Origin of the sequence: Streptomyces sp. NBC_01198 (assembly GCF_036010485.1) — a bacterium.
GTDB lineage: Bacteria > Actinomycetota > Actinomycetes > Streptomycetales > Streptomycetaceae > Actinacidiphila.
Window position 1 is genome coordinate 6,399,440 of record NZ_CP108568.1, and the last position, 21,602, is coordinate 6,421,041.

The following is a 21,602-nucleotide window of genomic DNA, read 5'->3' on the forward strand; positions in this document are numbered from 1 at the left end:
AGGTCAGCCAGGTAAGCCGCCGCCGGCGGACGCCGGGAGCGCGGCGGCCGCCGACGCCCGGCGGACGCGGACCAGGAAGTCCTCCACCCTGGCCCGGTCCGGCTCCGCGGGCAGCGGGGTCGCCGCCGCGGCCGCGTCTGCCTCGTCGTACAAGGCGCGCATCCGGCCGCGCACCTCCTCCCAGCCCAGCTCACCCCGCCGCACCGCGAGCAGCGTCTCCCGCTGGTCGCCGACGTCGATGGTGAGGGTGCCGGTACGCAGCAGGTCGCGGCAGCTGGCCAGCAGCCGCAGCAGGTGCATGGCGTGCTTCCAGCGCGGCTCGCCCTGGGTGCGGATGTCCGCCTCCAGGCGGCCCAGCTGCTGCTGGGCGTAGCCGCGGAAGCTCGCCTCGACCCGGCGGGACAGGAAGGCGTCCCGCAGGTCGAGCAGCTCGCGCCCGGTGGCGTCCAGCCGCTCGACCAGCGGGGAGTGCAGGCACTCGAGCACGTTGGGGTTGCCGCGCAGCGCCAGCGCGCAGAAGCGCTCGATCTCCCAGGAGAACTCCTCGTCGCGCGGTCCGCTGACATGCGTCGGGGGCTTGTCGAACCGCCAGAACAGCGGTGCCGGAGCCACGAACACCCCGCGCCGGTCGATGTCGCTCTTCCCGGTGGCGAGACCGAACGCGCGCGAGCCCATGACACACGCGTAGACCGTGTGCTCGCGGACCAGAACGTGCCCCAGAGATTCACGCATGGTGGCGATTATCGCCACGGTGTCCGCCCGCCCGCCGGAGATTTGCTGCTTCGGACGGTGACCAGGGGGTTTACGGTGAGTACGGGACACCTGGGACCGGCCGGCGCCCGGCCCGTCTCGCGGTACGGTCCCGGCTCTCACCCCGGGCCGCCGCTGGCTACGCTCGTCGGCGAGGCCTCGGCCGTACGCACCCCCCTCCGGCAAGGACACCGCCACGTGAGAACCGCACTCGTCATCGGCGCAGGACTCGTCGGTACGTCGGCCGCGCTCGCGCTGACCGCCAGCGGGGTCGACGTCCGGCTCAGCGACCGTGACGACTCCGCCGCCAGGACCGCGGCCGCGCTCGGCGCGGGCAGCGCGGCCCCGCCGGACGACACCGTCGACCTGGTGATCGTCGCCGTGCCCCCGGCGCATGTCGCGGCCACCCTCGCCGACGCGATGACCCGCGGCCTGGGCCGCGGCTACCTGGACGTGGCCAGCGTCAAGGGCGGTCCGCGCCGCGAGCTCGAAGCCCTCGGCTGCGACCTGTCGGCGTACATCGGCACGCACCCGATGGCGGGCCGCGAGCGCTCGGGGCCGCTGGCCGCCACCGAGGACCTCTTCGACGGCCGCCCCTGGGTGCTCACCCCCAGCCCCGCCACCGACACCGACGTGCTCAACCTCGCGCTGGAGCTGGTCGCGCTGTGCGGGGCCGTCCCGGTCGTCATGGACACCGACGCCCACGACCGGGCCGTCGCCCTGGTCTCCCACACCCCGCAGCTGATCTCCAGCATGGTCGCCGCCCGGCTCGAACACGCCGACGACAGCGCGGTGCGCCTGTGCGGGCAGGGCATCCTCGACGTGACCCGGATCGCCGGGTCCGAGCCCGCGATGTGGATGGACATCCTCGCCGCGAACCCGGGACCGGTCGCCGACGTCCTGGCCGACCTCGCCGCCGACCTCGGCAGCACCGTCGAGGCGCTGCGGGCCCTGCAGAGCGCCGACGACGCGAAGCGGCGCGGGGGCGCCGCCGCGGTCGAGGACGTCCTGGTCCGCGGCAGGGCCGGGCGCGCCAAGGTCCCCGGCAAGCACGGGGCCGCCCCCAAGGCGTACGAGGTCGTCGCGGTGCTCATCGGCGACCAGCCCGGCGAGCTGGCCAGGCTCTTCGCCGACGCGGGCGCCGCCGGGGTGAACATCGAGGACGTGCGGATCGAGCACAGCACCGCCCAGCAGGCGGGTCTGGTCCATCTCTTCGTCGAGCCGCGCTCGGCCCACACGCTTGCTGCCGCACTGCGCGACCGCGCGTGGTCCCTGCGGCCCTGACCCCCGGGAGCCGGGCGGGGGTCGGAGGGCGGGGGGACCGGGGGGACCCGATTGGCCGGTAATCTAGGTGGAATGGCCCGGCGCCCAGCCGGGTGGCACGAGGAAGGCCTTCCGCTGTGGACAACCCGGTGATCGTCGCCATCGACGGCCCCTCCGGCACAGGCAAGTCCAGCACTTCCAAGGCGGTCGCCGCCAAGCTCGGGCTCAGCTATCTGGACACCGGAGCCCAGTACCGGGCCATCACCTGGTGGATGCTGACCAACGGCATCGACGTCGACGACCCGGTCGCCGTCGCGGACACCGCCGGCAAGCCGGCCGTCGTCTCCGGCACCGACCCCCTCGACCCGCAGATCAGCGTCGACGGTGTCGACGTGACCGCCCCGATCCGCTCCCAGCAGGTCACCGCGGCCGTCAGCGCGGTCAGCGCGGTGCCCGAGGTGCGGGCCCGGATGGTGGAGTTCCAGCGTGCCGCGGCCGCCTCCGCGACGGCCGGCATAGTGGTCGAGGGCCGCGACATCGGCACCACCGTGCTGCCCGACGCGACAGTGAAGATCTTCCTCACCGCCTCCGCCGAGGTCCGCGCCGCCCGCCGCAGCACCGAGCTCAAGGGCGCGGTGAGCCTGGCCGCCACCCAGGAGGCGCTGACCAGGCGGGACGCCGCCGACGCCGGCCGCAAGACCTCGCCGCTCGCCAAGGCCGCCGACGCCATCGAGGTCGACACCTCGGACCTGACCCTCGACCAGGTGGTGGACCGTGTCGTCGCCCTGGTCGAGGAGAAGCGGGCGACCGTCAGGTGACCACCCAGCACCACCAGGACACCGCCGCACTGCCCAGCCCGCGCGGCGCCGCCGTGGCCCGCGGCATCGGCATCGGCCTGATGAACGGCCTGTGGCGCCCCCGGGTGCTCGGCGCCTGGCGGATCCCGGCGCAGGGCCCGCTGATCCTGGCCGGCAACCACGCGCACAACATCGACGGTCCGATGCTGATCGGCACCTCGCCCCGCCCCCTGCACTTCCTGGTGAAGAAGGAGGCCTTCGTCGGGCCGCTCGACCCGTTCCTGCGGGCGATCGGGCAGATCGAGGTCGACCGGGCGAGCGCCGACCGCACCGCGATCGCCCGTGCGCTCGGGGTGCTCGAGCAGGGCGGTGTGCTCGGCATATTCCCCGAGGGCACCCGCGGCGGCGCGGAGTTCGCCGAGCTGCGCGCGGGACTGGCGTACTTCGCGCTGCGCTCGGGCGCGCCCATCGTGCCGGTCGCGGTGCTGGGCAGCGCACGCAGCGGCCGGATGGTGTCCGCACTGCCGCCGCTGCGCAGCAGGATCGATGTCGTCTACGGTGAGCCCTTCGCCGCGGGCGACGGCAGCGGGCGGCGCACCCGTACCGCGCTGGACGCCGCGACCCTGCGCATCCAGGACCGGCTGACCGCACACATGGGCGAGGCCCGGCGGACCACCGGCCGCTGAACCACCGCCGCGGCACCGCACCGGCTCAGGCCACCCGGTGCCGCGCGCACCACTGTTGACCGACGGAGAGACCAATGGACCAGCACGACCAGCACGGCGAGACCGGCGCGCTCGGCGACGCCGAATACGCCGAGTTCATGGAGCTCGCCGCCGACGAGGGCTTCGACCTCGAAGAGGTGGCCGACGACCTCGCCGAGGCGGGCCACGGCCCGCTGCCGGTGCTGGCCGTCGTCGGCCGCCCGAACGTCGGCAAGTCGACCCTGGTCAACCGGATCATCGGCCGCCGCGAGGCAGTGGTCGAGGACAAGCCGGGCGTCACCCGCGACCGCGTCACGTACGAGGCGAACTGGAACGGCCGCCGCTTCAAGATCGTCGACACCGGCGGCTGGGAGCAGGACGTGCTGGGCATCGACGCCTCCGTCGCCGCACAGGCCGAGTTCGCCATCGAGGCGGCGGACGCGGTGGTCTTCGTGGTCGACTCCACCGTCGGCGCCACCGACACCGACGAGGCCGTCGTCAAGCTGCTGCGCAGGGCCGGCAAGCCGGTCGTGCTGGCCGCCAACAAGGTCGACGGGCCCTCGGGCGAGGCCGACGCGGCCGCGCTGTGGAACCTGGGCCTCGGCGAGCCCTTCCCGGTCTCCTCGCTGCACGGCCGCGGCACCGGCGACCTGCTGGACGCGATCCTGGACGTGCTGCCCGAGGCGCCCGCGATGACGTTCGGCGACGTCGTCGGCGGCCCGCGCCGGATCGCGCTGATCGGCCGGCCCAACGTCGGCAAGTCGTCGATGCTGAACAAGATCGCCGGTGAGGACCGGGTCGTCGTCAACGAGATCGCGGGCACCACCCGCGACCCGGTCGACGAGCTGATCCAACTCGGCGGCATCACCTGGAAGTTCATCGACACCGCGGGCATCCGCCGCCGGGTCCACCTGACCGAGGGCGCCGACTACTACGCCTCGCTGCGTACCGCCGCCGCCCTGGAGAAGGCCGAGGTCGCAGTCATCCTGGTCGACGTCTCCGAGACGCTCGCCGAGCAGGACACCCGGATCATCTCGATGGCCGTCGAGGCGGGCCGGGCGGTCGTCATCGCCTACAACAAGTGGGACCTGCTGGACGAGGAGCGCCGCTACTACCTGGAACGCGAGATCGAGCGCGACCTCGTCCAGGTGCAGTGGGCACCCCGGGTCAACGTCTCGGCCCGCACCGGGCGGCACATGGAGAGGCTGGTCCCCGCGATCGAGACCGCCCTGGCCGGCTGGGAGACCCGGGTGCCGACCGGCAGGCTCAACGCCTTCCTCGGCGAGATCGTCGCCTCCCACCCGCACCCCGTGCGCGGCGGCAAGCAGCCGCGCATCCTGTTCGGCACCCAGGCGGGCACCAAGCCGCCGCGCTTCGTCCTCTTCGCCTCGGGCTTCCTGGAGGCGGGCTACCGGCGCTTCATCGAGCGCCGGCTGCGCGAGGAGTTCGGCTTCGCCGGCACGCCGATCCAGGTGTCGGTCCGGGTCCGCGAGAAGCGCGGCCGCAAGAAGTAGCCCTGCCGGGCCGGGCGGGCGGGGCTCAGAGCTCGTTCATCCGGTTGTCCGCCCGGCCCGGTGGGAGCGCCGCCGGGCCGTTCCCCCGGTGCCGGCCCGGCGAGGCCGGCGGGAAGTCCGGGTGCCAGGTGGAGAAACCGACGAACTGCAGCGACTCCTCGCCGGTGCGGTCGCCCGGCAGCGTACGGAAGAGCCGGCGGTACTCGCTGTACAGAGCGTCGTAGATCGGCGTGGCCGAGCCACCGCCCCCGGACGCGTCCTGCGCGCTGCGCATCGGCGGGATGTACCGCTGGAAGGGGGACCGGGAGGAGGCGTCAAAGGTCTGCACGTATCTGCCAACGACCGGCATTCCCCCAGGATGCGGGCCGCCCGGCTGAACTTCCCCCCCCCGGTCGGCGCCCCCCTCTGCGCCCGGGCGGCGCCCGACAGGGGCGCGTGGGGGTGCCCCCAGGCGAAGCGCTGGGGGAGAACTGCGCGCCCAGCCACGACGCGCCGTCGCGTGTGAAGGCTCCGCATGTGGAACTCACCCAGGGGCGCGGGGAACTGCGCGCCCTGCCCCCCGCCGGGCCGCGGGTCGTCACCGCCCCGAAGGGGCTGTTGCCGTCGTTGCCGGACCACCGGCCGGTGGTGCGCTGGTCCCTTGCGAAGGGGAGCCGCCCGCCCACCGCGGCCCGCGGAAGCGCGCCCCCTGCGGAAGGGGGAGCGCACGGCCCCCGTGCCCAGGGGAAGGGGTTCCGGTCAGGTGCCCGCGAGCGGCATGGTCGCCCCGACCAGTTGCCCCCTGGCACAGGCCTTGGCGAGGGCGTCCCGCATGAGGTCCTCCCGGGGCTGCCGGCCGATCGAGCCGGCCGGCCCCGCGTAGACGTACACCGCGTTCGTGCGGCTGACCGCGGCCCGCCAGCCGTCGCTGACCTGGAGCGGCTGGTGGGCCTGCCACCACGCGGTGGGCGGGGCGCCGCCCACCGCCGGCTGCAGCACGGCGTGCAGCTTGCCCATGGCCAGCAGCACGGACCAGCCGGTGAGCGGCGACGGCGGCGCCTCCAGGTCGAGCTGCGGCATGAATCCCTGCTCGATGAGCAGCGGCAGGAAGTCGTCGCCGCTGCCGGTGGCGCCGACCCGGGCGACCGGTCCGGTCGGCTCGATCACCAGCGCGGGCCGCAGCGCCTCCTCGACGATGATCAGCCCGCAGGTGATGCCCAGTACCGCCTGCCGCGGCGCCGTCCCGGGCGCGGGCATGGGAGCGGCGGCGGGGGCGGGCGCCTGCACGGGGAAGGCGGGCGCCGCCTCCTCGTCGGCCGAGATGCTGCGCACAGCGCCCTGCAGGTGCTCCTCGGAGACCGGCACGACCTGCGAGGGGATGCACGCGGCGTGCGCGAACGCCAGCACCGCGGTCTCGTCCCCGACGAAGAGCACGGTGCTCGTCCGCTCCTGCCCGGTGTCCCCGGGGGTGCGGCAGGACGTGCAGTCGTACGTGCCCGGCGCGTTCTCGCCCGCGAGGAGCCGCTGCGTCTCCTCCTCGCCGATCTCGGCTCGTACCTCGTCGCTCACGTCGAGCAGGGGCGCCACGGGAGTCTCCTTGGTCCGTTCGGCCGGGCCTGCCCCGGCGCACTGTGACAACGGCCGGTCCGTGCCGGGAGTCACGGTTTGCCGGAACGCGGGTTCGGCCCCGCAGGCCGGCGCGGGAGGGGGTGGGCCGAACGGGTGGGTGCGGTGCGGGGCGGGGCGTGCCGCCCCGGAAGCCGGGGGAGTGCCTGCTTAGCGTGTGCCGATGAGCGAGAAATCGTTTTATCGTCATAGTCCGCGACGCCACCGCGTGGCCGTCCTCGCCGGTCTCGGCACCGCAGCCCTGCTGCCGCTGACCGCCCAGCCCGCCGCGGCGGCGCAGGGCGCACCCTCGCGCCCGGCGGCCGTACGCGCGGCGCTCGGCACCCCCGCGGAGCAGCCCGCACGGGCGACGGCGGCGGTGCGGCGGGCCCGCTCCGTCTGGGACGACATCGCGATGTGCGAGAGCAGCGGCGACTGGCACATCAACACCGGCAACAGCTTCTACGGCGGGCTGCAGTTCTGGCAGCCGACCTGGGAGCTGTTCGGCGGCCTGAAGTACGCCAAGCGGGCCGACCTGGCCACCCCCGACCAGCAGATCGCGGTCGCCGAGGCCGTGCTGCGGGTCCAGGGCTGGGGTGCCTGGCCGGCCTGCTCCAAGCGGCTGGGGCTGAGCGACCACACCCACATCGTGCACACCGTGCGCAGCGGCGAGACCCTGTCGGAGATCGCCGCCGACTACGGCGTGTCCGGCGGTTGGCAGCAGCTGTACCAGCTCAACAAGGCGGCGGTCGGCGGCGACCCGAACCAGCTGGCCGCGGGAGCGGTCCTCACCCTCGACTGATCCGGTCCGGCGGACCGGAGCCGTCCGCACCGCGAACCTCGAACGAATGTCCGGCGGTTGCTAAGGTCGAGGGTTGACAGTCCGTCAGCCCCCGGCCCGCCGGCCGGGGCGGGACGCTGCCCGGGGGATCTGAAAGCGATGCGCATAGCCTTCCTGCTGCACAACGCCTACGGCGTCGGCGGCACCATCCGCACCACCTGCAACCTGGCGGGCGCGTTGGCCGCCGAGCACGAGGTGGAGGTGCTCTCGGTCTTCCGCAGCCGCGAGGTGCCCGCCTTCGCCTACGACCCGCGGGTCCGGCTGCGCCCGCTGGCGGACCTGCGTACGGAGGGCCCGGCCCGGCTGCGCGACGACCCGCGGGCCGGCCGCCCCGCCCGGGTCTTCCCGCGCGGCGACCGGAAGTACGCCGAGTACAGCGCCCTGACCGACGACCTGATCGGTGCCTGCCTTGCGGCCCTGGACGCCGACGTGGTGGTCGGCACCCGGCCCGGCCTCAACGTGCACATAGCCCGGCAGGCGCCCCGGCGTATCGTCCGGGTCGCCCAGGAGCACCTGACGTTCGACACCCACTCCACCCGCCTCACCGCGACCCTGCGGCGCCGCTACCCGGCACTCGACGCCGTCACCACCACCACCGGCGCCGACGCCGCCGTCTACCGCCGCCGGATGCCCGGCATCCGCGCCACCGGGGTGCCCAACTGCGTGCCGGCGGCGGGTGACGCGGTCTCCGACGGGTCGGCGCGCGTCGTGGTGGCCGCGGGGCGGCTCGCCGAGGCCAAGCGCTACGAGGACCTGGTCCGCGCCTTCGCCACCGTCGCCGCCGCCCGCCCCGACTGGCGGCTGCGGCTCTACGGCAAGGGCGAGCGGCGCGCGGCCCTGGCCGCCCTGATCGCGGAGCTCGGTCTGGACCGGCATGTGCGGCTGATGGGCCCCGCGGCGCCGATCGAGCCCGAACTGGCCAAGGCCTCGGTGCTGGCCGTCACCTCGTCCGTGGAGTCCTTCGGGATGACGATCGTGGAGGGCATGCGGGCGGGGCTTCCGGTGGTCGCCACCGACTGCCCGCTTGGCCCGCGGGAGATCGTCAGGGACGAGGTGACCGGGCTGCTGGTGCCGCCGCGCGACGTCCCCGCGATCGCCGCCGCGCTGCTGCGGCTGATCGAGGACGACGAGCGCCGCAAGGAGATGGGCCGCGCGGCGCTGGCCGCCGCGGCGGCGTACGACCCCGCGGTGGTCGCCGAGCGGCATCTGCGGCTCTACCGCGAGCTGCTCGCCGCCCGCCGCCGCCCCGCGGCCGGTGCGCGCGCGTCGGTGCGGGCGACGGCCACCCGGGTGGCCGGGTCGGTGCTGACCGCCCTCGACGCCGGCGGCGCCGCCCGCAGGGCGGCGGTCAGAAAGACCCGCGGCAAGGCCGGGGGCCGGACGGCCGACCGCTGACCCACCCGCAGAATCACAATCCGTCCGCATATCGGACCGGGTGACGGCGGGCATTGCGGAGAAGTTGTGCACAAGTTGTGCGCACAGCAAATTCATTGGGGCGCGGTATTCGCACGTGGGGCCGTGTAAGGAATACACGATCTGTGACGCATACCCCCACCCGGGCGGCGTACACCCGTCCGGCGGCCTACCGTGGCAGGCATGGCGCCCTCACCGCACTCAGCCGACCCTGACCCCGACGAGCCGCAGCGGCCCTTCCCGGCCCCCAATCCGCACGACGACCTCGACGCCTACCCGGGCCTGCCGGAGGAGGAAGCCGTGCGCAGGGCCTACGACCACGGCTGGCAGACGGTGCGCAGCCTGCCGCCGGACGCGGTGGTGACGATGGAGTACGTGGCCGGCCGGCTGAACTTCACGGTCGCCGACGGCCGGATCCGGCGCTGCTGGCTGGGCTGACCGCCCCGCAGGCCGGCCGGCACCGCAGGCCGCCCCGGACAGCGGGAAGGGCCGGTCACCGTATCGCGTACGGTGACCGGCCCTTCTGCCTGCGCGGCGGGATCAGCCGGAGACGCCCCGGCCGCGGGCGGCCTGCTGGTGGACCAGGGGCGGGGCCGGGCGGGGGCGCTCCACCGGCGGGCGGCGGCTGCCCGCCGGCGTCATCGGGGTGCGTTCGTGGCGCCCGGTGGGCGGCCGGCCCGGCGCGTGCGGGCTGTTCGCCCCCGGGGCGGTCGCGGTGGTGGCCGCCGATGCCGCCGTGCCGCTCGCGGTGACCGCGTGGCGGGTGGCCTGCGCGGCGCCGGGGTCCTCGTCCTGCCGGGCGAGCGCGCCCGCGGGCACCGTCTGCCGGGCGAGGCTGTGCGAGCGGTCCCGCCACCGCGTCCAGGCGGTGGTCAGGAAGACCTCGGCCGAGGCCATCGCCGGCTCGAACCACGGCAGCGCCAGCAGGATCAGCAGCCCCGCGGCCCAGCCGAGCAGCACGTCGCTCACCCAGTGCGTGCCCAGGTAGACCGTCGTCGCGCCCACGCCGAGCGCCAGCAACGCGCTGGCCACCGAGCCCCAGCGCCTGGCCCGCGACGTGGTGGCCAGATACGCCAGAACACCCCAGGTCACGACCGCGTTGGCAGTGTGACCCGAGGGAAATATATCGCCGCCGGCGAACATCTCGGCCGATCCGACGGTCGTCGCGTAATGCGGTCCGAGCCGTCCCAGGCCGTATTTCACGGCCCCCACGGTGATGTTCAGCAGGAGGAGCGAGGTGCCCAGCACCAGCAGCGGGTGCAGGGTGCGATGCCGCCACGCCCGCCAGCCCAGCCAGGCGAGCACCATGACGGCGGTCGGACCGCGCTGACCGAGAACCACGAAATAGTCCAGGAACGCGTGGATCTGCGGCCACTGCTTGTAGGGACGCCAGAGCATGACCTGCCAGTCCAGCGTCACCAGCTTCGAGGTGGTCAGGACGCCCACGACGATGGCCACGTAGACCGCCAGCGTCGCGCCGAACAGCCATACGCGTGTTCGACTCATCCGCGGCAGGGCGCGGTTGGCCGGGCGCTCCGCCGCTCGGTGGAGCCTGTCATCGGTACGCACCCAATCGACGTTACAGCGTGTGACGGCATTGGTCGGCCGAACGGCCTGCTTTGTAATGACGATGTGATGTGGACTGCGTCTCACCACCCCTTTGGCTGAGGGCGGTTTCGGCAGAATGCGGGAAGGCCTGGAGTTTATGTTCGGGTGTTGATACTCACATCGTCGTGTTCTTATTTATCGCTTATTTCCCTGCCCTTTCTGCGGAGTTTCCCGTCCGATCGCCGGTACGCCGTGTCCGGACGGCCGCCGCGCGGGGCCAGGAGCAGCGGCGGGGCTCGCGTACGCTGGCCGCTCACTCGTTCGTGGAGGTACGCCCATGACGCGACCGGTCAGCCGGTGGACCATTCTGGTGGTCCTCTGCGTCAGCCTGCTGATCGTGGCGCTGGACGCGACCGTGCTGCATGTCGCGGTGCCGGCGCTCAGCGAGGACCTGCACCCCAGCGGGCAGGCCCTGTTGTGGATCGTCGACGCGTATCCGCTGATCGCGGCCTCGCTGCTGATCCTGTTCGGGACGCTCGGCGACCGGATCGGCCGCCGCCGGGTGCTGCTCACCGGCTACGCCCTCTTCGGTGCCGCCTCCGCGCTTGCCGCCTTCGCGCCGACCCCGCACATCCTGATCGCCGCCCGCGCGCTGCTCGGCGCGGGCGGCGCCATGATCATGCCCGCCACCCTGTCGATCCTGCGGCAGGTCTTCCCCGACCGCCGCGAGCGGGCCCTGGCGATCGGGGTGTGGAGCGCGGTCGCCGCGGTGGGCGCGGCGATCGGCCCGGTGCTGGGCGGCCTGCTGGTCGAGCACTTCTGGTGGGGCTCGGTCTTCCTGGTCAACATCCCGCTGATGGCGGTGATGCTGCCGGCGGGCAGGCTGCTGCTGCCCGAGTCGCGCGGCGCCTGCGACGGGCCGTGGGACGTGCTCGGCGCGGTCACCGCCGCGCTCGGAGTGCTCGGCACGGTCTTCGGCGTGAAACGGCTCGGCGCGGGCGCGGCCCCGCTCGAACCCTCGGTGTGGCTGCCTCTGCTGGCCGGCGCCGCCCTGCTGGCGCTGTTCGTACGCCGCCAGCGCCGCCGGGAGCACCCGCTGATCGACATGCGGATGTTCGCCCGGGCGGGCTTCACCACCTCGGTCGGCTGCATCGTGCTGGCGATGCTCGCGCTGGTGGGCCTGGAGCTGATCGCGGTGCAGTACCTGCAACTCGTGCTCGGCCTGAGCCCGCTGGACACCGGTCTGCGGCTGCTGCCGCTGACCTTCGCCGCGATGGCCGCGGGCCTGGCGGGACCCCGGCTGCTGCAGCGCTTCGGCCCACGGCGGATGGTCGCCGGCGGCTTCCTGCTCACCGCGCTCGCCGTGCTGTCGCTGACCGCGATGGGCCAGCACGACCGGCCGCTGCTGCTGACCGCCGCCTTCGTGATGCTCGGGGCGGGCCTTGAGGCCACCCTCTTCGGCGCCTACGAGTCGATGCTCAGCGAGGCCCCCGCCCACCAGGCGGGCGGCGCGGCGGCGATCGGCGAGACCTCGTACCAACTCGGCGCCGGGATGGGCATCGCCCTGCTCGGCAGCGTGATGAACGCCGCCTACGCCCCGCACGCCGCAGGCGTCGACGCCGCCGACACCGCCGCGGCGGGCCAGTCGCTGGGCGGGGCCTACGACGTCGCCGACCGGCTCGGCGGCGGCAGCGGGGCCGCGCTGCGGCACGCGGCTCGCAACTCCTTCGTCTTCGGCATGCACCTGACGCTGCTGGTCAGCGCGGTACTGCTGGTCGGCGGCGCGTGCGCGGCGCTGCGGCTGCCGCGCGTGATGGAGTGCGCCCCGCCAGACACCCGGCCCGCGGTCAGCCGGGACGCGCAACTCCCGGCGCGCCAGGCGGCACCGACGTCCGTACGCTCTGGACGCGCGGCAGACTGAACCGTAACGTCGGGCCGGAGTCCGTCGTTACCACTGCTAGTTTTTCTGGCCGGAGGTCCCTGCCATGCCGCCCGCAGCGAAAGCGTCCCCGTCCGGCCTGCCGCCGTTCGACCCCTACGACCCGCTGGGTCTCGACGACCTGCTCGGCGAGGAGGACCGCGCGGTCCGCGACACCGTACGCAAGTGGGCCGCCGACCGGGTGCTGCCGCATGTGGCCGGCTGGTACGAGCGCGGCGAGCTGCCCGTCATCCGCGAACTGGCCCGCGAGCTCGGCGCGCTCGGGGCCCTCGGCATGCCGCTGACCGGCTACGGCTGCGCGGGCGCCAGCGCCGTGCAGTACGGCCTGGCCTGCCTCGAACTGGAGGCGGCCGACTCCGGCATCCGCTCGCTGGTCTCGGTGCAGGGCTCGCTTGCGATGTACGCGATCCACCGCTACGGCTCCGAGGAGCAGAAGCAGCAGTGGCTGCCGCGGATGGCCGCCGGCGAGGTCATCGGCTGCTTCGGGCTCACCGAGCCCGACCACGGCTCCGACCCCGCAGGGATGCGCACCCGGGCTCGCAGGGACGGCTCCGACTGGGTGCTCGACGGCCGCAAGATGTGGATCACCAACGGATCGGTCGCGGGCGTCGCCGTGGTGTGGGCGCAGACCGACGACGGCATCCGCGGCTACGCCGTGCCCACCGACACCGCCGGCTTCAGCGCCCCCGAGATCCACCACAAGTGGAGCCTGCGCGCCTCGGTCACCAGCGAACTGGTCCTGGACGGCGTCCGCCTGCCGGCCGACGCGGTGCTGCCCGGGGTGACCGGGCTGCGCGGCCCGCTGAGCTGTCTGAGCCACGCCCGCTACGGCATCGTGTGGGGCGCGATGGGCGCGGCCCGCGCCAGCTTCGAGGCGGCGCTCGACTACGCCCGCAGCCGGGAGCAGTTCGGCCGCGCGATCGGCGGCTTCCAGCTCACCCAGGCCAAACTGGCCGACATGGCCGTGGAGCTGCACAAGGGCATCCTGCTGGCCCACCACCTCGGCCGCCGGATGGACGCCGGGCGGCTGCGCCCCGAGCAGATCAGCTTCGGCAAGCTCAACAACGTCCGCGAGGCCATCGAGATCTGCCGCACCGCCCGCACCGTGCTCGGCGCCAACGGCATCTCGCTCGAATACCCCGTCATGCGGCACGCCACCAACCTCGAGTCGGTGCTCACCTACGAGGGCACCGTCGAGATGCACCAGCTGGTGCTGGGCAAGGCGCTCACCGGTCTCGACGCCTTCCGCGGCTGACCGGCGTCATACGGCCGACGGCGGCTCGCGGCCGGCGGCGGTGCGCGGCAGGACTCCCACCGGACGCGGGCGCGCGATCCGGTGAGAGCGCTGCTCAGTTCTGGTTGAAGAAGCCGTCGCCGCCGCGGCGGCTGTCGGCGTTGAGCACCGAGTAGTCGGTCGGGGTCAGCAGGAAGACCCGGGTGGCCACCCGCTCGATGGAACCGCGCAGGCCGAAGGTGAGGCCCGCGGCGAAGTCGACCACGCGCTTGGCGTCCGCCGACTCCATACCGGTGAGGTTGACGATCACCGGCACACCTTCACGGAAGAGCTCGCCGATGCCGCGTGCGTCCCGGAAGCCGTCCGGGGTGACGGTGGCGATGCGCCGGCCCTGCTCCTGCGCCGTCTCGGTGGCGACCCGCACGCGCGGATCGGTCACCCAGGTCTCGGCACGCTCGGAGCCCTCGCCGTAGTCGGCGTACTCCTCGTCGTAGTAACCCTCGCCACCGTTGTCGTCGACGAGGCCCAGCCAGGCACTCGCCCGTCGAACCGATCCCATGGACGCCTCCTCTCTCACACGCGGTCAGTACCGTCCGTCCGCAAGTCCTATCGTCGTCCATGATGTCGATGATGCGCCAAGCGGATAGCCGCCACAGAGCCGAGTTGTGACGGTACTGGCACACACGATAGTGGCGTACCGTCAGGCCGCCGGAGGTGTAGGGAAGGTGACGATCCGATGGGAACGCATTTCACGTCCGAGTGACGACCAGGGCCGTACGGCCCTGCGCAGGGCGTCTGCCCCGTCCTGCGGGTACCCATCATGCATTCCCGGACGATGATCCGACAGGCGATAACATGACTGGCTGTCGGTTGAAGGAGTTTCGGCGTGACCCGCGGGAATTGCGGGGCACGCGGGGTCCGCGGGGGGAATGAATGTTCGGCGTCATCAGGCCGTGCCGCCATCGAATGTCCGAGGGAATGGCCGCCTCCTGGCTCGCGCATCTGTGCGGGCTGTGCCTGGCGTTGCGGGACGGGCACGGGCAGGTCGCGAGAATCGCCACCAATTACGACGGCCTGATCATCTCGGTCCTGGTCGAGGCGCAGACATCCGCGACGGCTGAGCAGCGCAGGACGGCGGGACCCTGCCCGCTGCGCGGCATGCGCACGGCCCCGGTCGCCACCGGCGCGGGCGCGCGGCTGGCCGCGGCGGTGTCGCTGGTGCTTGCGTCGGCGAAGATGCGCGACCACGTCGATGACCGGGACGGCGCCTACCGGCGGCGGCCGGTGGCCGCCGCGGCCCGTGGGGTGGCCCGCCGCTGGGACAGGGCGGGCGCCAGGACCGGCGGGGACCTCGGCTTCGACACCGCGGTGCTGGTCGACGCGGTCGACCGGCAGGGCGCGATCGAGGCGGCGGCCGGGGCGGGCACACCGCTGCTGACCGTCACCGAGCCGACCGAGACCGCCACGGCCGCGGCCTTCGCGCACACCGCCGTGCTCGCGGGCCGCCCCGCCAACAGGGCGCCGCTGGCGGAGGCGGGCCGGCTGTTCGGGCGGCTCGCCCATCTGCTCGACGCGGTCGAGGACCTGGCCGAGGACACCCGCTCCGGCGCCTGGAACCCGCTCACCGGCACCGGCACCGGCCTCGCCGAGGCGCGCCGGCTGTGCGACGACGCGCTGCACGGCATACGACTGGCCCTGCGCGACGCCGACACCGCCGGCTCGGCCGCGGGCCGGCTGGCCCACGCGCTGCTGGTGCACGAGCTGGGCCGGTCGGTGGACCGGGTGTTCGGCGGCGGCGGTTGCGCGCACGGGCCGCAGACGGGCGCGGGAGCGGCGGCCGCGGACATCGCGGTCACGGACATCGCGGTCGCGGACACGGCCATCCGGGGCAGCGGCAGTCCGTTCGGCGGGGATCCGTACGCGCCGGGCGCTCCCGGCGCTCCGGGCCAGAGCCCTTACGGGCCCGGTGGCCCCGGTTTCCCCGGCGGCTTCCCGCCGCCGGAACCGCCGCGGCGGCGCGGGCTGCTCGCCGGCTGCCTGGTCTACACCGGGCTGTGCTGCACCTGCCAGTTGTGCTGCAGCGAGCACGACGACGCGTGGAGCGGACAGCGCAGGGACGCGTGGTGCAACGACTGCGACTGCGATTGCGACTGCTGCAGTTGCTGTGACGGATGCGACGGTTGCGATTGCTGCGACTGCGGGTGCTGAACCGGCGGTCGGGCCGGCCGGCCCAGCGGGTACCACCGGGGTGTCACACCCGTGCGGGGAGCCCGAGGGAGGGGCGGGGAAGAGCGAAGCATGCGTGTGTGAAGGCCGGACGTTCCGTCGGGGTGGTCAGCGACCACAACACGACGCCGACCACACCCGACCGAAGTCGATGTGGTCGCGGGTGACGAGCCGGCAGCTGCGCATGCCCACAGTGCAGCAGCCGCCGCCGCGATCCGTCAACCGCGGCGAGACGCGGTGTCCACAGGCTGGACATGCTTGACAGCGGGCGACAGCGGCGGCTTAGCCTTCGACGAAGCCCCTGGCGGGGCCAGCCGCGTTGAGGGACGCGGCGGCTGTGTGAAGGCACCACCCGTGCCTCTTCCGCGTGTCGACGGAGCCTTCGCATGCCTGCCCACTCGTCTGCTCACTCATATCCCTCCGCAGCCGTCCCGTTCCCTTCCGCCGCCCCGCACCGCCTCGGCCGCACCCTGCATCTGGCCGCCGCGATCGGCGGCGGCCCCGCAGAGCACGGGACCGCGTACTTCCGCGACCTCGCCCGGCTCGCCGAGGGCGGCGGCCTGGACTTCGTCACGCTGGAACTCGGCGCCGCCGACGGCGACCGTCCCGGGGCGCTGGACGCGCTCGCGCTGCTCGCCGGGGTGGCCCCGGCCACCGGCCGGATCGGCCTCGTGCCCGCCGTGCCGGCCGCCGGCGCCGACCCCTTCGACGTCGCCATGGCCGTCGCGACGCTGGACTGGGTCAGCCGCGGCCGGGCCGGCTGGGCACCCGGGATACCGGGGCCGCCGCCGGTGCAGAGAGGCCGCGGGCGGCGGCCGGAGCGGCCCGCGGCGGTGTGGCAGGCCGCCGACGCCGCGGCGGGCGCGGTCACCGGGATGTGGCGCGCCGGCCGCCGGGCGCCCTCGGGCGCCCCGGTCACCGCGCTGGACGCCACCGAATCCGCGGCCCGCGCCGTCGCCGCCCGGCACGCCGACATCGCCTTCGTCCGCGCCGTACGCGCCGGGGCCGCCGGGCGGATCAGGGCCGACCTGCACCGGCTCGCCGCCGAGGCGGGCCGCGACCCGGACCGGCTGCTGGTGCTGGCCGAACTGTCGGTCGACCTCGGCGGCGGCGAGGTGGGCGCGGAGCCCGGCGCCGAGATCGCGCTGCTGGCCGACCCGTCGGGCGGGGTGCTCTTCCGGGGCGGCCCGGTGGACCTGGCGGAACTCATCGCGGACTGGCAGCGGCAGGGCGCGGTCGACGGTTTCCACGTCCGCCCGGTGCAACCGGGGCGCGACCTGGAGCGCTTTGTCAACGGCACGGCCGCGCTGCTCCAGCACCGCGGCCTCTTCCGCTCCTTCCACCCGGGCGCGACGCTGCGCGAACACCTCGGCCTGCACCGCCCGGCCCGCACGTCCGCGCTGAGCCACGGGGCGCTGTCGTGACCGCCCGGCAGGCGCCGGCCACCGCCGTACGGCCACTGCACCTGGCCGTCCAGTTGCCCGCGGACGGCGAAGGGTCAGGGCCGCAGGCGGACTTCGCCGCCTGCGCCGCGCTCGCGCTGGCCGCAGAGCGCGGCCTCTTCGACTTCCTGCTGCTCACCGGCGGCGCCTCGCCGCCGGCCGCCGGCGCGGCCGCGGCGGGGGAGCCGCCCGGGCCCGGCGGCTGGGCGGGACCGGGCCCCTGCGGCCCGGAGCCGGTCACCGTGCTGCACGCGCTGGCCGCGCTCACCAGCAGGATCGGGCTGGCCGTCGCGGTCCCGGTGACGGCCGCCGGCCGCGAACCGTACGACCTGGCCCGCCGGATCGCCGCCCTCGACCGGCTCAGCGGCGGGCGGGCGGGCGGTCCGCCGGGGCGGTTCGGCGATCCCGCGGGTCCGCAGGGGCGGCCGGTGGTGCTGGACTTCGGCGGTACGGCCGAGGTGCTGATCACCGGCCGCCCGGCGGCTGGACGGCGCGGCGGGCGGCGGGCACGGGTGCTGTCCCGGTTCGACCTGGCCGCGGGTGCCGCCGGCTCCGCCGCGACCGCGCGCGACCTCGCCGACCGGCTGCACGCGCAGGTGCAGAGCGCCGCGACGGACGGTTTCGTGCTGCGCCCCGACCCGGCGGCCGCAGGTCGCGGCCTGGACGCCTTCGTCGAGCGGGTGGTGCCGCTGCTCCAGCAGCGCGGCTCGCTGCGGACCGCGTACACGGGGACGACGCTGCGGGACCACCTGGGTCTGCCCCGGCCGGTCGGATAGCAGGGAGCCGGGGGCGGGCAGGGGCGGAAAGGCAGGGCGGCCGGGGGCGGCCGGGGGCAGGCCTGGGGGCGGGCCGGGGGCGCGGGCCTGATCCGGTGTCATATGCCGTTCTGCCGGGGCGCACCTGGGTCCGCCGGGGCGGATGTGTTTCCAGCAAGTTGCCGGTGCCCTGGCCCTCTTGTGTGTTCCCTGTGAGGCCTGAATACTCCCATGAGTGCCCGTCAGGCTGACAGCGCGTTCGTTTATCGGTGCGCCTGACAGTACACCGACAAAATTCCCCCTCCACCCCCACAGGAGGAACGAGTGAAGTCCACCCGACGCATACAGCTGCTGGCCGCCACCACCGGCCTGCTCGCCGCGACCGCGTTCGCCCTTCCGTCCGCCAGCGCCGCCCCGGCCGCCGGCATCGCGAAGGCGACCCCGGAAGCGGCAGCGTCGCTCGCCGCCCATCTCGGTGCCGACCGCACCGCGGGCTCGTACTACGACAGCTCCGCCAAGACCACCGTCGTCAACGTCACCAGCCAGGCCGCGGCCGACGCCGTCCGCGCCGCGGGCGCCGTGCCCCGGCTGGTCACCCACAGCGCGGCCCAGCTCGCCAAGGCGGGCGACACCACCAAGGCCGCCGACATCGCGGGCACCGCCTGGTCGGTCGACCCGCGTACCGACACCCTGGAGATCAGTGCCGACAGCCGGGTGACGGCCGCCCAGCTGGCCGCGCTCACCAAGGCCACCGCGGCCTACGGCGACGCCGTCCACATCAGCCGGGTGTCCGGCACGTTCAGCAAGCTGCTGTCCGGCGGCGACCCCATCCTCACCAGCCAGTGGCGCTGCTCGGTCGGCTTCAACGTCCGCAGCGGCAGCACGTACTACTTCCTGACCGCGGGCCACTGCACCCAGGGCAACCCCGCCTACTACACCAGCTCGGGCACGTACATCGGCCCGACGGTGGGCAGCAGCTTCCCCGGGAACGACTACGGCATCGTCCGCTACGACAGCACCGTCGCGCATGACGGCACCGTCGGCAGCCAGGACATCACCAGCGCCGCGAACGCCTTCGTCGGCGAGGCCGTCAAGCGCCGCGGCTCGACCACCGGCATCCACAGCGGCACGGTCCAGGCGCTCAACGCCACGGTCAACTACGGCGCCGACGGCGTCGTGTCCGGTCTGATCAGGACCAACGTCTGCGCCGAACCCGGCGACAGCGGCGGCTCCCTCTACGACGGCGCCAAGGCCATCGGCCTGACCTCGGGCGGCAGTGGCAACTGCAGCTCCGGCGGTACGACCTACTTCCAGCCGGTCACCGAGGCGCTCAGCGCGTACGGCGTCAGCGTCTACTGACCCGTCCGCCCGTCCCGTACGCCCGCGCCCCCGCCGTGCCCCTGCACGGCGGGGGCGTCGTGCACGGGCGGCCTCCGGCGGGACCGCCGTATCGCCGTATCGCCGGAAGCTCTTCGCGGTCAGTTCCTGTCCGCGGCCGCTGCCACACTGGCGGCATGCTGGAAACCTCCGCTCGGCTGCTGCGCCTGCTGTCGCTGCTCCAGTCCCGCCGCGACTGGACCGGGCCGGAACTGGCGGACCGGCTGGACGTCACCGCCCGCACCGTCCGCCGCGACGTCGAACGCCTGCGGGCGCTCGGCTACCCCGTGCACGCCGCCCCCGGCACCGCAGGCGGCTACCGGCTGGGCGCCGGCGCCGCGCTGCCGCCGCTGCTGCTCGACGACGAGGAGGCGGTGGCCGTCGCCCTGTGCCTGCGCACCGGCGCGGGCGGCACCGTCGAGGGCATCGAGGAGACCTCGGTGCGCGCCCTGGCCAAGCTCGAACAGGTGCTGCCCTCCCGGCTGCGGCACCGCGTCCAGTCGATGCAGGCCGTCACCGTCCAGCCGCGCAGCCACGGCCCGATCGTCAACCAGCAGCTGCTCACCCTGGTCGGCGCGGCCTGCCGGGACCGCGAGCAACTGCGCTTCGACTACCTCGACCACGGCGGCAGCGCCAGCCGCCGTACGGTCGAGCCGTACCGCCTGGTGCACCACGGCCACCGCTGGTACCTGCTCGCCTACGACGTCGACCGCACCGACTGGCGCACCTTCCGGGTCGACCGGATCGAGCCCAAGCCGCCGACCGGGCCGCGCTTCACCCCCCGCGAACTGCCCGACGACGCGGCCGCCTACGTCGCCAAGGGCGTCACCTCGCGGGCCTACCGCTACCAGGCGGTGATCCTCCTGCACACCTCGGCGGCCACGCTCGCGGAGTACGACTGGACCGGCTTCGGCACCGTCACCGTGCACGACGACCTCAGCTGCGAGCTGCGCACCGGCTTCGAGTCGCTGGAAGCGCTCGCGATGTACGTCGGCATGCTCGGCGTGGAGTTCGAGGTCAAGGAGCCGCCCGAACTCGCCGACCACCTGCGGACGGTGGCCGCCCGGCTGGCCCGGGCGGCCGACGCCGCCGGATGACACCCGCGGGTCAGTCCAGCGGGCCGCTGACCGGACCGTGCGTACCCGCTCCGTAGAGCCGGTCCGCGCGCAGGCTGATCACCAGCCGCTTGTCGGCGACCATCGCGGCACGGTACTCGTCCCAGTCCGGGTGCTCGCCCGCGATCGCCCGGTAGACCGAGATCAACTCCTCGACGGTCGCGTCCTGCGGGTCGGCGGCCGCCGGGGTCAGTACCGCGTCGCCCTCGGCGACCAGATACGTCCGCATGTCGGGGGCACTGACATAGAAGCTCGCCCGCGGGTCGCGGCGCAGATTGCGGGTCTTGGCCCGGTCGTCGGTCGCCGAGATGCGGATGGTCCTGCTGGCGTCGTCGTAGGTGAACGACACGTTGGACAGCTGCGGCCTGCCGTCCCTCTTGAGGGTGACGAGCACTCCGGTGCGCTGCTCGCGCAGCAGGCCGAGCAGCGCCTCGGTGGCGGGGTCCTGGCTCAAGGTCGCTCCTGGGGTTCGTGCGGCCCACCGGTGTCCGGTACGCGGGTGTCCGGTGCGGGGGCCGCGGGTTGTGTGCCGTCGGGTTCCGCGAGGGGGAACACCATCACCGTCGCGCCGATTCCGACCGTGCCCGGGGCGTGCGGGGCGCGGGCGGCGTCGTGCAACTCGCCGAAGAGCGCGGCCAGCCGGTGCCTGAAGTCCGTCCAGACCTCGGGCGCCACCCACAGCTCCGCGTCCGAGGTGACCCCCTCGGCACCGGGCAGCCGGCGGGCCGCCCGCTCCCGCAGGTTGTGGGCCATCGCCTCGGCGATCAGCCGGACCCCCTCGTGGCGCTGGTCGGACAGCGGGGAGCCGTGCACCGCCCGGTAGCGGCGTTCCCGGCCGCCCCGGTTGGCCCGCACCTCGGCCAGCTCCACCAGGCCGACCGCGTCGAGGCGGCGCAGGTGCTGGCTGGCCAGCGCGTGCGAGATGCCCAGCTCGCGGGACAGCTCGGCGGCGGACAGCGGGACGTTCCAGACCAGGGACACGATACGCAGCCTCACCGGGTGGGCGAGGGCGCGCAACAGGGGATCGGTGGCGCTCATACGCCCATTACACCGCTCCTGGCCGCCGGTTGCGGGGATTGTCCGGCCCACCCCCAAGCATT

At 74.2% G+C, this 21,602-nt stretch carries 21 protein-coding genes; 14 read left to right on the top strand and 7 right to left on the bottom strand.

What is annotated here, in order from left to right; genetic code table 11:
* Positions 1-3: 3 nt before the first annotated feature.
* Positions 4-732 carry a nucleotidyltransferase domain-containing protein gene (locus tag OG702_RS28425; RefSeq protein WP_327291788.1) on the bottom strand — a complete coding sequence of 243 codons (729 nt, stop codon included), beginning with the start codon at positions 730-732 and terminating at the stop codon, positions 4-6.
* A gap of 216 nt (positions 733-948) precedes the next feature.
* On the opposite strand from OG702_RS28425, the gene OG702_RS28430 reads away from it, so the two are divergent.
* The 4 genes from OG702_RS28430 to der all read left to right on the top strand — a co-directional run bounded on the left by OG702_RS28430 (position 949) and on the right by der (position 5,028).
* Entirely contained in the window at positions 949-2,034 is a 1,086-nt protein-coding gene (locus tag OG702_RS28430) for a prephenate dehydrogenase (protein WP_327291789.1), read from the top strand.
* A 116-nt stretch (positions 2,035-2,150) separates the two neighbouring features.
* Positions 2,151-2,831 carry a (d)CMP kinase gene (gene cmk / locus OG702_RS28435; protein ID WP_327291790.1) on the top strand — a complete coding sequence of 227 codons (681 nt, stop codon included), beginning with the start codon at positions 2,151-2,153 and terminating at the stop codon, positions 2,829-2,831.
* An 80-nt stretch (positions 2,832-2,911) separates the two neighbouring features.
* The gene (locus OG702_RS28440; protein WP_327293412.1) at positions 2,912-3,496 is read left to right on the top strand and encodes a lysophospholipid acyltransferase family protein; all 585 of its coding nucleotides are present in this window, start codon (positions 2,912-2,914) and stop codon (positions 3,494-3,496) included.
* Between the two features lie 74 nt (positions 3,497-3,570).
* Positions 3,571-5,028, top strand: a complete 1,458-nt coding sequence (gene der, locus OG702_RS28445) for a ribosome biogenesis GTPase Der (RefSeq protein ID WP_327291791.1) — start codon at positions 3,571-3,573, stop codon at positions 5,026-5,028.
* 25 nt (positions 5,029-5,053) lie between these two features.
* On the opposite strand, the gene OG702_RS28450 is transcribed toward der, so the two are convergent.
* Together OG702_RS28450 and OG702_RS28455 are read right to left on the bottom strand one after the other, a co-directional pair.
* Entirely contained in the window at positions 5,054-5,302 is a 249-nt protein-coding gene (locus tag OG702_RS28450; protein WP_442814742.1) for a hypothetical protein, read from the bottom strand.
* 464 nt (positions 5,303-5,766) lie between these two features.
* Positions 5,767-6,594, bottom strand: coding sequence for a hypothetical protein (locus tag OG702_RS28455; RefSeq protein WP_327291793.1), 828 nt, complete (start codon positions 6,592-6,594; stop codon positions 5,767-5,769).
* Positions 6,595-6,796: 202 nt separating this feature from the next.
* Here OG702_RS28455 and OG702_RS28460 point away from each other — a divergent pair, with 202 nt between their 5' ends.
* The 3 genes from OG702_RS28460 to OG702_RS28470 all read left to right on the top strand — a co-directional run bounded on the left by OG702_RS28460 (position 6,797) and on the right by OG702_RS28470 (position 9,304).
* A complete protein-coding gene (locus OG702_RS28460; RefSeq protein WP_327291794.1) occupies positions 6,797-7,414 on the top strand; it encodes a LysM peptidoglycan-binding domain-containing protein in 618 nt (205 codons plus the stop codon).
* Between the two features lie 138 nt (positions 7,415-7,552).
* The gene (locus OG702_RS28465; protein WP_327291795.1) at positions 7,553-8,848 is read left to right on the top strand and encodes a glycosyltransferase; all 1,296 of its coding nucleotides are present in this window, start codon (positions 7,553-7,555) and stop codon (positions 8,846-8,848) included.
* 201 nt (positions 8,849-9,049) lie between these two features.
* Complete coding sequence (locus OG702_RS28470) at positions 9,050-9,304, top strand: I78 family peptidase inhibitor (protein ID WP_327291796.1); 255 nt, start codon at positions 9,050-9,052, stop codon at positions 9,302-9,304.
* 102 nt (positions 9,305-9,406) lie between these two features.
* Here OG702_RS28470 and OG702_RS28475 read toward each other — a convergent pair whose 3' ends face one another.
* Entirely contained in the window at positions 9,407-10,435 is a 1,029-nt protein-coding gene (locus OG702_RS28475; RefSeq protein WP_442814567.1) for a phosphatase PAP2 family protein, read from the bottom strand.
* A gap of 316 nt (positions 10,436-10,751) precedes the next feature.
* Here OG702_RS28475 and OG702_RS28480 point away from each other — a divergent pair, with 316 nt between their 5' ends.
* Entirely contained in the window at positions 10,752-12,335 is a 1,584-nt protein-coding gene (locus tag OG702_RS28480; protein ID WP_327291798.1) for an MFS transporter, read from the top strand.
* A 64-nt stretch (positions 12,336-12,399) separates the two neighbouring features.
* Positions 12,400-13,608 carry an acyl-CoA dehydrogenase family protein gene (locus tag OG702_RS28485; protein WP_327291799.1) on the top strand — a complete coding sequence of 403 codons (1,209 nt, stop codon included), beginning with the start codon at positions 12,400-12,402 and terminating at the stop codon, positions 13,606-13,608.
* A gap of 94 nt (positions 13,609-13,702) precedes the next feature.
* On the opposite strand, the gene OG702_RS28490 is transcribed toward OG702_RS28485, so the two are convergent.
* Positions 13,703-14,146 (bottom strand): cell division protein SepF, encoded by a 444-nt coding sequence (locus OG702_RS28490; protein ID WP_327291800.1) that lies wholly within the window; start codon positions 14,144-14,146, stop codon positions 13,703-13,705.
* A gap of 374 nt (positions 14,147-14,520) precedes the next feature.
* On the opposite strand from OG702_RS28490, the gene OG702_RS28495 reads away from it, so the two are divergent.
* The 5 genes from OG702_RS28495 to OG702_RS28515 all read left to right on the top strand — a co-directional run bounded on the left by OG702_RS28495 (position 14,521) and on the right by OG702_RS28515 (position 20,484).
* Positions 14,521-15,795 (top strand): DUF5685 family protein, encoded by a 1,275-nt coding sequence (locus tag OG702_RS28495; protein WP_327291801.1) that lies wholly within the window; start codon positions 14,521-14,523, stop codon positions 15,793-15,795.
* Positions 15,796-16,199: 404 nt separating this feature from the next.
* A complete protein-coding gene (locus OG702_RS28500; RefSeq protein WP_327291802.1) occupies positions 16,200-17,237 on the top strand; it encodes an LLM class flavin-dependent oxidoreductase in 1,038 nt (345 codons plus the stop codon).
* Positions 17,234-18,031: an LLM class flavin-dependent oxidoreductase gene (locus OG702_RS28505; protein WP_327291803.1), complete on the top strand. Its 798-nt coding sequence runs from the start codon at positions 17,234-17,236 to the stop codon at positions 18,029-18,031. The genes OG702_RS28500 and OG702_RS28505 overlap by 4 nt, the downstream gene beginning before the upstream one ends.
* A gap of 303 nt (positions 18,032-18,334) precedes the next feature.
* Positions 18,335-19,369 carry a S1 family peptidase gene (locus tag OG702_RS28510; protein ID WP_327291804.1) on the top strand — a complete coding sequence of 345 codons (1,035 nt, stop codon included), beginning with the start codon at positions 18,335-18,337 and terminating at the stop codon, positions 19,367-19,369.
* Positions 19,370-19,524: 155 nt separating this feature from the next.
* Positions 19,525-20,484 carry a helix-turn-helix transcriptional regulator gene (locus OG702_RS28515; RefSeq protein WP_327291805.1) on the top strand — a complete coding sequence of 320 codons (960 nt, stop codon included), beginning with the start codon at positions 19,525-19,527 and terminating at the stop codon, positions 20,482-20,484.
* Positions 20,485-20,494: 10 nt separating this feature from the next.
* Here OG702_RS28515 and OG702_RS28520 read toward each other — a convergent pair whose 3' ends face one another.
* Positions 20,495-20,956 carry a PPOX class F420-dependent oxidoreductase gene (locus OG702_RS28520; RefSeq protein WP_327291806.1) on the bottom strand — a complete coding sequence of 154 codons (462 nt, stop codon included), beginning with the start codon at positions 20,954-20,956 and terminating at the stop codon, positions 20,495-20,497.
* Entirely contained in the window at positions 20,953-21,540 is a 588-nt protein-coding gene (locus OG702_RS28525) for an ArsR/SmtB family transcription factor (protein ID WP_327291807.1), read from the bottom strand. The genes OG702_RS28520 and OG702_RS28525 overlap by 4 nt, the downstream gene beginning before the upstream one ends.
* Between the last annotated feature and the right edge of the window lie 62 nt (positions 21,541-21,602).

Coding starts and splice junctions, on each gene's coding strand:
- OG702_RS28425 (WP_327291788.1), bottom strand. CDS start 732: ATGCGTGAATCTCTGGGGCACGTTCTGGTCCGCGAGCACACGGTCTAC.
- OG702_RS28440 (WP_327293412.1), top strand. CDS start 2,912: ATGAACGGCCTGTGGCGCCCCCGGGTGCTCGGCGCCTGGCGGATCCCG.
- der (WP_327291791.1), top strand. CDS start 3,571: ATGGACCAGCACGACCAGCACGGCGAGACCGGCGCGCTCGGCGACGCC.
- OG702_RS28450 (WP_442814742.1), bottom strand. CDS start 5,302: ATGCGCAGCGCGCAGGACGCGTCCGGGGGCGGTGGCTCGGCCACGCCG.
- OG702_RS28460 (WP_327291794.1), top strand. CDS start 6,797: ATGAGCGAGAAATCGTTTTATCGTCATAGTCCGCGACGCCACCGCGTG.
- OG702_RS28465 (WP_327291795.1), top strand. CDS start 7,553: ATGCGCATAGCCTTCCTGCTGCACAACGCCTACGGCGTCGGCGGCACC.
- OG702_RS28470 (WP_327291796.1), top strand. CDS start 9,050: ATGGCGCCCTCACCGCACTCAGCCGACCCTGACCCCGACGAGCCGCAG.
- OG702_RS28480 (WP_327291798.1), top strand. CDS start 10,752: ATGACGCGACCGGTCAGCCGGTGGACCATTCTGGTGGTCCTCTGCGTC.
- OG702_RS28485 (WP_327291799.1), top strand. CDS start 12,400: ATGCCGCCCGCAGCGAAAGCGTCCCCGTCCGGCCTGCCGCCGTTCGAC.
- OG702_RS28490 (WP_327291800.1), bottom strand. CDS start 14,146: ATGGGATCGGTTCGACGGGCGAGTGCCTGGCTGGGCCTCGTCGACGAC.
- OG702_RS28495 (WP_327291801.1), top strand. CDS start 14,521: ATGTTCGGCGTCATCAGGCCGTGCCGCCATCGAATGTCCGAGGGAATG.
- OG702_RS28500 (WP_327291802.1), top strand. CDS start 16,200: ATGCCTGCCCACTCGTCTGCTCACTCATATCCCTCCGCAGCCGTCCCG.
- OG702_RS28515 (WP_327291805.1), top strand. CDS start 19,525: ATGCTGGAAACCTCCGCTCGGCTGCTGCGCCTGCTGTCGCTGCTCCAG.
- OG702_RS28525 (WP_327291807.1), bottom strand. CDS start 21,540: ATGAGCGCCACCGATCCCCTGTTGCGCGCCCTCGCCCACCCGGTGAGG.